The 12,243-nt window shown below is 52.6% G+C and carries 9 protein-coding genes; 5 read left to right on the top strand and 4 right to left on the bottom strand.

Going from position 1 to position 12,243, the window contains the following annotated elements:
* The first annotated feature begins 24 nt into the window (after window positions 1-24).
* Window positions 25-885: a LysR substrate-binding domain-containing protein gene (locus VH86_RS19860; protein WP_045833886.1), complete on the top strand. Its 861-nt coding sequence runs from the start codon at window positions 25-27 to the stop codon at window positions 883-885.
* Window positions 886-974: 89 nt separating this feature from the next.
* Window positions 975-2,342, top strand: a complete 1,368-nt coding sequence (locus VH86_RS19855) for an amidohydrolase family protein (RefSeq protein WP_045833885.1) — start codon at window positions 975-977, stop codon at window positions 2,340-2,342.
* A 77-nt stretch (window positions 2,343-2,419) separates the two neighbouring features.
* Here the strand turns inward: VH86_RS19855 and VH86_RS19850 are convergent, their stop codons facing one another.
* On the bottom strand, window positions 2,420-2,617 hold the full coding sequence (locus VH86_RS19850; protein WP_038648725.1) for a hypothetical protein: 198 nt from the start codon (window positions 2,615-2,617) through the stop codon (window positions 2,420-2,422).
* Window positions 2,618-3,005: 388 nt separating this feature from the next.
* On the opposite strand from VH86_RS19850, the gene dbpA reads away from it, so the two are divergent.
* From dbpA to VH86_RS19835, 3 genes are all read left to right on the top strand, one after another.
* Window positions 3,006-4,385: an ATP-dependent RNA helicase DbpA gene (dbpA, locus tag VH86_RS19845; RefSeq protein WP_045813735.1), complete on the top strand. Its 1,380-nt coding sequence runs from the start codon at window positions 3,006-3,008 to the stop codon at window positions 4,383-4,385.
* Window positions 4,386-4,510: 125 nt separating this feature from the next.
* The gene (locus tag VH86_RS19840; protein WP_045813734.1) at window positions 4,511-5,473 is read left to right on the top strand and encodes a chemotaxis protein; all 963 of its coding nucleotides are present in this window, start codon (window positions 4,511-4,513) and stop codon (window positions 5,471-5,473) included.
* 298 nt (window positions 5,474-5,771) lie between these two features.
* Window positions 5,772-7,328, top strand: a complete 1,557-nt coding sequence (locus tag VH86_RS19835) for a methyl-accepting chemotaxis protein (RefSeq protein ID WP_038648729.1) — start codon at window positions 5,772-5,774, stop codon at window positions 7,326-7,328.
* A gap of 37 nt (window positions 7,329-7,365) precedes the next feature.
* On the opposite strand, the gene VH86_RS19830 is transcribed toward VH86_RS19835, so the two are convergent.
* The 3 genes from VH86_RS19830 to VH86_RS19820 form a co-directional block, all read right to left on the bottom strand.
* Window positions 7,366-8,655 (bottom strand): HAAAP family serine/threonine permease, encoded by a 1,290-nt coding sequence (locus VH86_RS19830; RefSeq protein WP_045833884.1) that lies wholly within the window; start codon window positions 8,653-8,655, stop codon window positions 7,366-7,368.
* A 499-nt stretch (window positions 8,656-9,154) separates the two neighbouring features.
* Window positions 9,155-10,150: a glycosyltransferase family A protein gene (locus VH86_RS19825; RefSeq protein WP_038648733.1), complete on the bottom strand. Its 996-nt coding sequence runs from the start codon at window positions 10,148-10,150 to the stop codon at window positions 9,155-9,157.
* Window positions 10,147-11,454, bottom strand: coding sequence for an oligosaccharide flippase family protein (locus tag VH86_RS19820; RefSeq protein ID WP_045833883.1), 1,308 nt, complete (start codon window positions 11,452-11,454; stop codon window positions 10,147-10,149). The genes VH86_RS19825 and VH86_RS19820 overlap by 4 nt, the downstream gene beginning before the upstream one ends.
* Window positions 11,455-12,243 lie beyond the last annotated feature (789 nt).

Below are 12,243 nucleotides of genomic sequence, written 5' to 3'. Positions count from 1 at the left end.
AACACCATAGCGATCAGTGGAAAAATGAATCGTCAGCCGATGTTTACGCCGCAGCAGTTACTCAGTTTTGTCGCGGTATGTGAAACCGCCAGCTTCACACGCGCCGCTGAGCGCGTGCACCTCTCGCAATCCACCGTCAGCCAGCAGGTTCGCCGCCTGGAAGAGATGATTGGTAAAGCGCTGCTGGAACGCACCTCGCATCAGGTGGTGTTAACTGAGGAGGGAGAGAAATTACTTGGCTATGCCCGCCGGATCATTGCGCTTAACGGCGAAGCTCACGATGTACTGAGCGACAAGTGGCGCGATGGCGTCCTGCGCCTTGGCGTGCCAGAGGATTTTGCAGCCCCCACCGCAGCACTGCTGGCACAGTTTAGTCGCGAACATCCTCAGCTGCGCCTCGACGTGATGAGCGGCATGTATGTCGACTTGCATCGTGCGTGGCAGCGAGAAGAGCTGGATATCATGCTGATCAAGCAACCCGGCGGTGAACGTCCGCTGGCAGCGCGACCGGAACCCCTGCTGTGGCTGGACAGCGCCGAACACCCCTGCTTTGAGCAGACGCCAGTGCCGCTGGTGGTATTTCCCCAGCAGGGACTGTATCGCGAGGAGATGTGTCAGACGCTGGATACGCTGGGCCGCAGCTGGCGCATCAGTTATAGCAGTGCCAGTCTGGTGGCGCTCGCCAGTGCCAGCGCGGCGGGTTTAGGCCTGACCTTGCTGCCTGCCAGCTGTCGTTTGCCGGGGCATCGCGTGCTGGCTGAAACTCAGGGTTTACCGCCGATCAGCCACTTTGAGCTGGCGCTGTTTTGCCGTTCCCCACAGGACGATTTGCAGCAGGCGCTGGCCGAGGCGTTAGTCGAATTTTGCCAGTTGAAGTGGCAGTGATTTTTCCACTGCTCAGCAGTGGGAAATATCGCAGCGCCGCGACCCGGGTTTTGCCAGATTAACGTTTTCCTTGTTGACTGGAGCCTCTGATGCACCTCATTTCACCTAGCCGTCGCGATTTCATTAGCCAGGGCGTCCGCCTCACCGCCGCCGGAAGCCTGCTGGCAGCCGGTATGAGCGCCGCCGCTCCCTCGCCCTCTTCCGCCGTATCGCCAATCTCTGCGCCGCCACCGCGCGTGGACCATTACCAATTGCTCAACGTACGCCTCGAAGAGGGCTTTGAGCGTGACGGCAACGACATCATCGCGACGCGGACAGCGCTTTACGATATCACCGTCAAAGACGGCAAATTTGCCGCCATCGAAGCCGCCGGTACAGCGCGCAACGCCGACATTCCGCAGTGGGATGCCCAAGGCTCGCTGCTGTTGCCGCGCACCCGTGACATGCACATCCACCTGGACAAAACATTTTACAGCGGCCCCTGGCAAGCCCCGCGTCCGCGCCAGGGCAAAACCATCATGGATATGATTGCCCGTGAGCAGGTACTGATCCCGCAGCTGCTCCCCACATCGCAGGCGCGTGCTGAAGCGTTGATCGGCTTATTGCACAGTAAAGGCACCACAGAAGCACGCAGCCATTGCAACATCGATCCGGTGAGTGGCCTGAAAAGCCTGGAGCATCTGAAGCTGGCGCTGGCGAACCACCCCGAATTTCCCTGTGAAATTGTCGCCTTCCCGCAGCACGGTTTACTGCATTCAAAAGTGGATGGCCTGATGCGCGAAGCGATGCAGATGGGCGTACAGTACGTTGGTGGACTGGATCCCACCAATGTGGATGGCGCTATGCAGGCCTCGCTGGATGCCATGTTCCAGATTGCGCTGGATTTTGATCGTGGCGTCGATATCCATCTGCACGAAACCGCGCCATCTGGCGTGGCAGCCATTCAGTATATGGTGGACACCATCGCGAAGAACCCGCCGCTCAAAGGCAGAGTGACGCTGAGCCATGGCTTTGCGCTGGCCACGCTGGAAGGCAAAACGCTCGATAAGATGATTGCAGGCATGGCTGAACAACAGATGAGCGTGGCGTCCACTATCCCCATCGGCAAACTCACCATGCCGTTACCGCAATTGCAGGCCGCGGGCATCACGGTGATGACCGGCACCGACAGCGTGATCGATCACTGGTCACCGTTTGGCACCGGCAGCATGCTGGAGAAAGCCAACCTGTATGCGCAACTCTATCGCGGTTCGGATGAGTTTGGTTTGAGCCGGGCACTGCACATTGCCACCGGCGGCATCCTGCCGCTGTCGAATCAGGGCGAGCGCCAGTGGCCGAAAGTGCAGGATGATGCCAGCATGATGCTGGTTGAGGCGAGCTGCTCCGCCGAAGCGGTGGCACGGATTGCCCCGGTGCGTGCCACCTTCCAGCGTGGTACTGCGGTGTTCAGTGCCTGAGATCAAAAAAGCCTCCGTGAGGAGGCTTGATGAACGGTAAATGCAGGGGCGGCATGCGCCATTGCAGATGGCTGGATTTACGATAACATCTGAATCGCCAGCGCATACAAACGCTGGTTTTCATCGTCGCTAACTGGCTCTTCTTCCGCGTAACAGGCAATCATGGAGCTGACTTTATCCGAAGATAAGGTCTCTCCGTGCAGATGCAGGGTTAACACGGCGCGGCCGACGATTTTCAGAATGTCTTCGTTTTGTCCCTGGACGTAAAGACTCAAAGTGGACCTCTGAATATATTATTGTTTGCCAAATGGCGCGCCAAATATAAAGCAAAACGGCAGGTTATTTTAATCGGAATTTTACCCATCTTAAGTGACACATAAGCGTAACATAGACAAAAACAGGTCATAAAGACGCTAAACAGTCCCTTTATCAATGCTAATTGCACCTTTTCATTCAAAAAAGACGTTTCACACCGTTTAAAACAATCGGCCATGGTGACAAAAATGATTAGAATTTCACATCTATAAAAGACGAATAATTAGCCAAATGATCGCCGCGCTAATCGATTTCACTATGTTATCAATGACGCGATTTGCATTGCCGATAGCAGCCCTTTCTGCGAGACTGACCGCCGCAATCCTGACCGCTATTTGAGACATTCCCGTGACCGCTTTTTCTACCCTGACGCAACTCCCTGCCAGCCAACTCGACAACCTGCGCGAGATGGGCTTCGACGCCATGACACCTATTCAGGCGGCTTCATTGCCCGCCATTCTTGAAGGGCGCGATGTGCGTGCGCAGGCGAAAACCGGCAGCGGTAAAACGGCAGCCTTTGGTATTGGCTTGCTGCAACGCATCGATATCAGCCGCTTCCAGACCCAGGCTTTGGTGTTATGCCCTACCCGCGAATTGGCGGATCAGGTGAGTAACGTGCTGCGCCAACTCGCGCGCTTCACCCGCAATATTAAAATTTTGACGTTGTGTGGCGGCCAACCGATGAGCGCGCAGCGCGATTCGCTGGTGCATGCGCCACATATTGTGGTCGGCACGCCGGGCCGTATCCTTGATCATCTCAAGCGTGACAACCTCGACCTCAATGCACTGCAGACGCTGGTGTTAGATGAAGCCGATCGCATGCTGGAGATGGGGTTCCGCGACGACATGGAAGCCATCATCGGGTTCACGCCGGAAGCACGCCAGACACTGCTGTTTTCTGCCACCTGGCCAGACACCATTGCCAGCCTCAGCCAGCGTTTCCAGCGCGATGCTCTGGCCGTTGCCACAGAAGATAAAGCCGAATTACCCGCGATTGACCAGCAATTTATCGAAGCCAGCGCCAGTGAGCGTGGCAATCTGCTCAGTGCTCTGCTCAGCCAGCAGCAGCCTGCCTCTTGCGTGGTGTTCTGTAACACCAAACGTGAATGTGATGATATCGCCGCTGCGTTGAACGATCGTCAGATCAGCGCGTTGGCGCTGCATGGCGATCTGGAACAGCGCGACCGTGAGCGCGTCCTGATCCGATTCGCCAATGGCAGCATCCGCGTGTTGATTGCCACCGATGTGGCCGCGCGCGGGCTGGATATCAAATCGCTGGCGTTAGTGGTGAACTTCCAGTTGGCCTGGGATCCTGAGGTGCATATCCACCGCATCGGCCGCACCGGTCGCGCGGGTGAGAAAGGGTTAGCCGTGAGTTTTGTCGCGCCCGATGAAATGGTGCGTGCTAATGCACTGGAAGAGTATCTGAGCCAGAAACTCAACTGGGTTTCCTCCGCCACCTTGAAAGGCAAAGCGGCGCAAGCGCTGCCTGCCACTAAAATGACGCTGTGCATTGATGGTGGGCGCAAAGCCAAAATCCGCCCGGGCGATATTCTCGGTGCTCTCACCGGTGAAGCCGGATTTAGCGGCGATCAAATCGGCAAGATCGACCTGACGCAGACGCATGCTTATGTCGCGATCGATGCGGCACAGGCGAAGAAAGCGCTGATCAAGCTGAAAGAAGGCAAGATCAAAGGCAAAAGCGTCCGCGCCATCCTGCTCAAGTAATCCCCTTTTGCGCGAGGGCATCCGCTCTCGCGCTAAAATTTCTGCCCGCCCCTTCATTTTTTTCCCGCGCTGCCGATAAGTTAATCATTGCCCCTTTACCTGCCCAGATTCCGCTTGAGGCCATGATGGATAATTTTCAGAAAGAGATCGATGAACGCGCTAACCTTGCGCTTTCCAATAAATTCGAACTGCTGCTGTTCCGCCTGGGTTCCGATCAGCTGAAAGGCAAATCTGAGCTCTACGGCATCAACGTATTCAAACTGCGTGAAATCGTGCCAATGCCGACCATTACCCGTGCGGCGGGTATGCAATCACCGCTGCTCGGTATGGCCAGTATTCGCGGTCAGTTTATCCCGGTCATCGACCTGCCCGCGGTGACCGGTTGCAAACCGGAAACCGGCCTCAATCTGCTGCTGGTCACCGAATATGCGCGCAGCACGCAGGCCTTTGCTGTGGAGTCGGTGGAAAATATTGTGCGCCTGGACTGGAATCAGGTGCACACCGCTGAAGCCGGCATTGGTAGCCGCAATATCACCAGTATCGCCTGCCTCGACACCGACGGTCAGAGTAACAATCTGGCGATGGTGCTGGACGTTGAGCAAATTCTGTATGACATCATCCCTTCCGTGCGCGGCGTTGAGCCGAGCGCCGAGACGGCGAAAGACTTCAACCTCAAGCCCGGCCAGGTGGCAATTGTCGCGGAAGACTCCAAAGTCGCGCGCCAGCTACTGGAGCAGGGTCTGAAAAGCATGGGCATTCCAGCCATCATGCATAACACCGGTCTGGAAGCCTGGATCAAAATTAACGAGATGCAGAAAGAAGCCGCAGCGGCAGGCGAGTCGATCCATGACAAAATCGCGCTGGTACTGACCGATCTCGAAATGCCAGAGATGGATGGTTTTACGCTCACGCGCAATATCAAACGCGACGACGCATTACGCCAGATTCCGGTGGTGATCCACTCCTCGCTCTCCGGCAGCGCCAACGAAGACCACGTGCGTAAAGTCGGCGCCGATGGCTATGTGGCGAAATTTGAGATTAACGAACTGTCGAGCGTCATTCATCGCGTACTGCAGAAGAAACGCTAATCCTTTTTTATCCTCCCCTTTTTTAATCAGGCGCGATTTTCGCGCCTTTTTTACGCCCTGCCTGCGCTCACACACCGATCCACTCATTAATCACGTTAACGATTTTGTGACGCGCATCTAAAAAATTAAAGTTAAAACATTAACAACCGATAACTGATAGCGCTTGAACCGGTGCTGCCATACCAGATTAATTACGCCCGGTAAGTATCTTTACCTTATAAAACATCAGCCTGATGCAGGCCAACTGCCTGCTTTTCCGTCTTGAAAACAACACTATTTAGCATTACGGGGAGAACCAATGTTGAGCTTAAAGAATATGAAAGTGGGCGCCCGTTTAGGGATAGCCTTCGCGCTTGTCGTGGCCCTACTGGGCGTAGTCGGTGTGACGTCGATTATGAAAATTAACAACATCAAAAACGGCATCACCTCAATTGTGGAAGACCGCTATGTCAAAGTCCGTTTGGGTTTTGACGTGCGCGATGGCGTGAACGATCAGATCAAATACCTGCGCGGCATGGTGATTGACACGCTGCGTCCGGAAAATAACGTGCAACGTTATAAGCAGTTGGATGAGGCAACCGAGCGCACCAACAGCGCCATGAAAAAGATTGAAGCCATTCAGGTTACCGAAATCGGTAAAAAGAAAATCGCCGGCCTGCTGGCCGCCAGCCAACTGTTTGAGCAGCAAAAGAATGAAGTGCTGGATCTGGTTCGTGCAGGCAAGCTCGAGGAAGCCAGCACTTATGTGCTGAAGAAAATCACCAGCACCCAGAACGCCTACCTTGATAGCGCGGTGGCTTTTGCCAACTCACAGTCAGATCAACTGCGCAAAGAGGGCTCTGGCATTATTGATGACGGCTCTACCGCCATCGAAATCACGCTGATCTTCTCGGCGATCGCGATTGCCGCCTCCGTGCTGCTTGGCTTTATGCTGACGCGCTCAATTGTGCGTCCGCTGAATGAAGCGGTGGGCATTGCCGAGAAAGTCGCGGCGGGCGACCTCAGTTCACACATTGAAGTTAGCGGTAAAGACGAAACCGCCGTGCTGATGCAGGCACTGCAGGCGATGAACGATAACCTGCTGACGATTGTGTCAAACGTACGCGCCGGTTCTGACACTATTGCCGTCGCATCGAATCAGATCTCCAGCGGTAACATCGATCTCTCATCCCGTACCGAACAGCAGGCCAGCTCGCTGGAAGAGACCGCCTCTGCCATGGAGCAGATGACCGCGACCGTGAAGCACAATGCGGATAACGCGCGTGAAGCTAATCAGCTGGTGGCCACCACCTCAACCGTCGCCAAAGAGGGTGGCGTGGTGATGGAACAGGTCATCGAGAAGATGGAAGCGATCACCCTCTCTTCTAAGAAGATCGTCGATATCATCAGCGTGATCGATTCCATTGCCTTCCAGACCAACATTCTCTCACTCAACGCTGCGGTTGAAGCCGCTCGCGCGGGTGAACAAGGCCGTGGATTTGCCGTGGTGGCGACAGAAGTGCGCAATCTGGCACAGCGCTCCGCCTCTGCCGCGAAAGAGATCAAAGTCCTGATTGAAGATTCAGTCTCGAAAGTGGATGAAGGCAGCCGTCTGGTGACACATGCGGGAACCACCATTGGTGAAGTGGTGAACAGCGTGAAGAGCGTGGCGGATATCATGAGTGAAATCACCATTGCCAGCAGCGAACAAAGCAGCGGTATCAGTGAGATCAATCTGGCCATTACCCAGATGGAAGCGGTCACTCAGCAGAATGCCGCGTTGGTGCAGGAAGCCTCTGCCGCTTCACAAGCGTTGCAGGAGCAGGCCGATAGACTGGCGCAGTCAATGAGCGTCTTCAAGACAGCGGCAGTGTAAGACAGAGCGGCGCGAGGAATCGCGCCGCCCTTTTGCATTAATTCATCAGCGAATACGCAATCGACGAAATCGCTAACAGGCCAACAATGACCACAAACACATTGCTGATTTTGCTACTGTACTGACGCATCGCCGGGACTTTCTGAACCGCGTACATCGGCATCAGGAACAGAATCATCGCAATGATCGGTCCGCCCAGAGTTTCAATCATCCCGAGAATGCTCGGATTCCAGGTGGCAACCAGCCAGGTGGTCAGCAGCATAAAGCCGGTTGTCACACGGTTCAGACGCTGAGGCGATAGGTTTTTCCCCCGGCTGCGCAGCGATTTCACCACAATTCCATTGAAGCCTTCACGCGCGCCCAGATAGTGGCCAAGGAACGATTTGGTGATGGCGACCATCGCCACAATCGGTCCCATCCAGGCAATCATTGGCACATTAAAGTGGTTCGCCAGATAGGAAAGAATGGTGATGTTTTGATCTTTCGCCGCCTGCAAATCCGCGGGTGACAGGCTCAGCACGCAGCTGAAGACGAAGAACATCACCGTCACCACCATCATCAGGTGTGCGCTGGCGAGAATGCGTGAGCATTTCTTTTCCGCGCCTGCGCCATATTCATTGCGCTTCGCCACCGCAAACGACGAGATAATCGGCGAGTGGTTGAAGGAGAACACCATCACCGGAATTGCCAGCCACAGCGTCATCCAGATGCTGCTATCGCCCGACCCCTGGCTGAAAGACAGCGTTTCCAGGGCTGCGCCGTGCCAGTGTGGGACCAGATAAGCCGCCAGCAACATCAGCACCGCAACAAACGGGAACACCAGCACGCTCATCGCTTTCACGATCATCTGCTCGCCAAAGCGCACCACGGTCATCATGCCAATGATCAGGACCAATGACAGCACCACGCGCGGCGGCGACACCATACCGAGTTGGTGCACGATGAAACTGTCGACGGTGTTGGTGATCGCCACGCTGTACATCAGCAGGATCGGGAAAATAGCGAAGAAATAAAGCAAGGTGATGATTTTGCCAGCGCCCACACCGAAATGCTCTTCCACCACTTCAGTAATATCTTCACCGGGATTTTTACCCGACAGCACAAAGCGCGTCAGAGCACGGTGTGCATAGTAGGTCATGGGGAACGCGAGGATTGTCATAATAATCAGGGGGATTAGACCACCTGCACCTGCATTGATAGGCAGGAACAAAACGCCTGCGCCTATCGCTGTACCGTAGAGGCCCAGCATCCACACGGTATCACTTTTACGCCAGCCTGTTGAACGGGCCTCAACCGTGCCCTGCGCAACGGTTTGTGAGTTGTCCATCTGTCTCTCCAGAATTTAAAGCTTTTTAAACAATGCAGCCGAAATCACGGCGGCTAAACATGCCATTGGTGCGACGGGGCACATGCTACGCGTTTTTGACGACTTAAGGTTGCCTGAACGCAAGACATGCATCACAAAGCCGTCATAAATGCGTGAATCGGTCATTAAATCAACAGAAATGCATGACTCACGCACGCAAACGTTTGCATGGGCGCTATTTGACCTGAGAGCATGCTGGAGTGCAAGGATTTGTCGGGCTCGAATGGCAGACTGCCCGGGGTATTAGCAGGAGAATCATGCGCGAGACAGCGAGGAGTGAAAGGCAGGTCGTGCTGGCAGGGAAAATGTGGCAACGGCGAACCGTTGCCACAGGGACTGCAGTAGAGAAAGGTGAAACTCCCCCGGCAACTGCTCTCTGGCGAAGCCATCGTTCCACTCGGTATTCTGAGGAATATCCGCAGCAGACAATGACAGAGAATAATCCCGGGGGAATTTCAAATCAGAATGCGCGCATTCTGTAGAGTGCATAAAGGAAATAGTACGCTGTGATAGTATTCAAATTCATAATCATGTACTTCAGTTTTTCATTTTTATTCAGCAGAATGAAAATCCCTTTCGAGTATTTCCCTCGCTTTATTTCATTAATTTCCTGCGCGATATCCGCAGGTGAAAACGACGAATGATACATCGCTGTGACAATTTGCATGTCTAACGCCAGCACGCGTTTTGAAATGCCTTTTAACAGGTAATCGAGATTGCTTCCCTGATATTTCTCAACGATAGAGTCATACAGTGTGGTCAGAAACTGTTTCCTGACTTTAAGCTCGCTGTAATGAACCTTTTGCTTGGATAATGAACCGGCAACATCTTCATAATGGTAGGGCGTTCCCTGAGTGACCAGAAAATTGCTAATACAGCTGAAGAATTTGAGGTTAAATAACAGGTCCTCACTCATCGAGATCCCCTCGATAAAGCGCAGATTCAGCTCACTCAGTATCTGACGGCGATAACACTTGTTATGCAAATAACCGATGTTGTCGCTCATCTCCAGCTCACCGAGCACATAAGGAATATCCTCATTGCTGAAGAAGCCAGCCCGAGAGACCTTGCCCACGCGACCGTCGTTGAGGTTGCCTACCATCAGATCTATCGACTCCGTTGGCCATGCCTCCAGATTCTGTTTGAAGATCATCAGGAAATCATCATCCACCCAATCATCTGCATCGAGGAACAGAACATATTCCCCACTGGCCTGCTGCAACCCGCTATTGCGAGCCGCGCTGACACCGGCGTTCCTTTGGTTGATCACCGTGACCTGAGAATAACGTGAAAACTCCTCCAGTACGTTTAGGGTTGAATCAGTGCTACCATCATTGACCACCACAATTTCATAATTACTGAATGTCTGATTAAGCACACTCAGCAATGTCCGCTTGATGGTTTTTTGTGAGTTATAGACGGGAATAATAATACTGAAAAGTGGTTTTTCATTCATGATAAACTCTCTTTACTGTCTGAGGTTTTGTAATTGACAAATAACTGCCATAGTTTCCTGGGGTTGAAAAAAATCTGATGAATACGCATCACCGGTTGCGCAGTGAAGAAATAATTAAGCAGCGAGAAAGAGAGGAATTCGGTTAATACCACGCTGAGGGCAGCGCCGGTTAAACCTAAAAGTGGCACCAATAAAATGGACGATGCCAGGCAGATAATTAATACCGCAAAGGTCTTTTTCACTAAAAAGCGATAACCGTTGTACTTAATAATAAAACGGTCCATTAAGCTGCTGAGCACACCACACATCGCACCCACACTGAGCAACAGCGTCGGCGCGATGGCATCGAGATACGCCTCGCCGTAAAAATCACGGATAAACCAGCCCGAGAGTTGCCATATCGCCATGATCACGATGGCGGATACTCCCAGCACCAGCAGATGCAGTTTTTGCGCTTTGATAATTGACTGCTCATCATCACGCTCGGCAAAGAACGCCGGAAAAAATGAGGCCAACAAGGCGTTGGGTAAAAACACCCATGAGGTTGCCAGCGTCATGGCGACAGCAAATATCCCCGCCTCTTTTACGCCAAGGAAATACGAAACGCTGAGTTGGTTGACGCGGGTATAAATCGCGATGGCGATCACCGAGAACACCAGCGAAATGCCGGAAGCCACCATGTAGCGCGAATACTTTTTGATGTGGCGCAGCGCCGGGATTGGCCCCTGGCGATGATAGCGCCAGAAGATCGCCAGCTTGATGCTGAACGGCAGCAATGTGGCCAGCACAATGGGGATCGCCAGAAACTGAGGATCCAGTTGCAGATATGAAATAATGAAGCGCACTGACAGACTGATTGCGAGGCCAATCACGTTGGCGATCACATTGAGTCGGGCGTTGAGCATGGCCTCGTTGTAGATATTGACCAGATCAATCGACGAGAACAGACAGGCAATCGCCGCTGCGCAGATAAATACCAGCGCTTCACGGCTCCACGCCTCTCCCATGATCACCATGCCGCTGAGCGCTAAACCGCAGTAAATCAGCATCACCAGCAGAAAAGTCGCCATCATCAGGCGAATACCTGAATGACGATTTTGCGAAATACGCTTCAGCAAAATCACATCGCTGCCCATAACGGCGATCGACTGAATAAACTGAAACACCAGCATGGAGAGTGAGATAATGCCGAAGGTGGTCGGTCCAACATATTTCGCGACATAGGACGTCACGAAAATCAGACCAAACACCGCGATGATTTTTTCAGCAATCATCCACATCGAATTTTTTAATTTATCTTTCACAGATCAACCTCAGTGAGATTCATGGCTAAGCCAAACTTCACGTCCCTTTCGTCCGGCTTAACATTAACTTTGATTTATTTAGGAGTTTCCTCAGGCAGGAATTACCGGCCTTTAAACGCTCATAAAACGGTGGACTAAATAAGATTATCGCTAACCAAATCGTGCGATTTTATTATTCATTCATTTAACGAAAAGCGCAGGCTACCGCCCCTGGCTTACAGTTACCAGTGTACTGACTACCTGCTACGGGCTATTTTTGGCGCAAAGAAACCACACTGCACTCAGACGAGTTCAGTTAAATATCATGCAGTTATATGAAATCTTATTTTGAAAGCAAGATGACGCTTAGTGCAATCACCGTAACATCAATAAGAAACGCCAATTATCAACATGCCATTCATATGATTAAAACGGGTGCAGCCTACTGAATTTTTTTGCACCACAAGAAATGCCGACCGGGATTGAAAAGGTGCATCTAAAGACGGCCTTCTCAACGAATGTGACGACATTAACGATTTTGCTGTATGCCCTGCCATTTTATTATCTCGATGCGTCTTTCGCCGTTCGATAATGGCAAGTGGCGTTAATTCAACATGACTCTCGCAGCCGTGTTGCAATGGGCTCAGGGCCCTAATTTTGCGATCTGATTCAAACTTTTAATCGCATTCTCACCAGACAAGGCGATGAGGTCAATGGCCTGGAGGCCAATACGGAATTTACTTAGCTGGAAATGAGATATCGTAGAAGGGAAAAGATTAGCGCGGATGAATCGGTTTTCAGAAAACTGAT

Source organism: Pantoea sp. BL1, assembly GCF_000963985.1.
GTDB lineage: Bacteria > Pseudomonadota > Gammaproteobacteria > Enterobacterales > Enterobacteriaceae > Pantoea > Pantoea rwandensis_B.
Note: the sequence above shows the minus strand (reverse complement) of the source record. Positions and strands in the feature narration are given on the sequence as shown.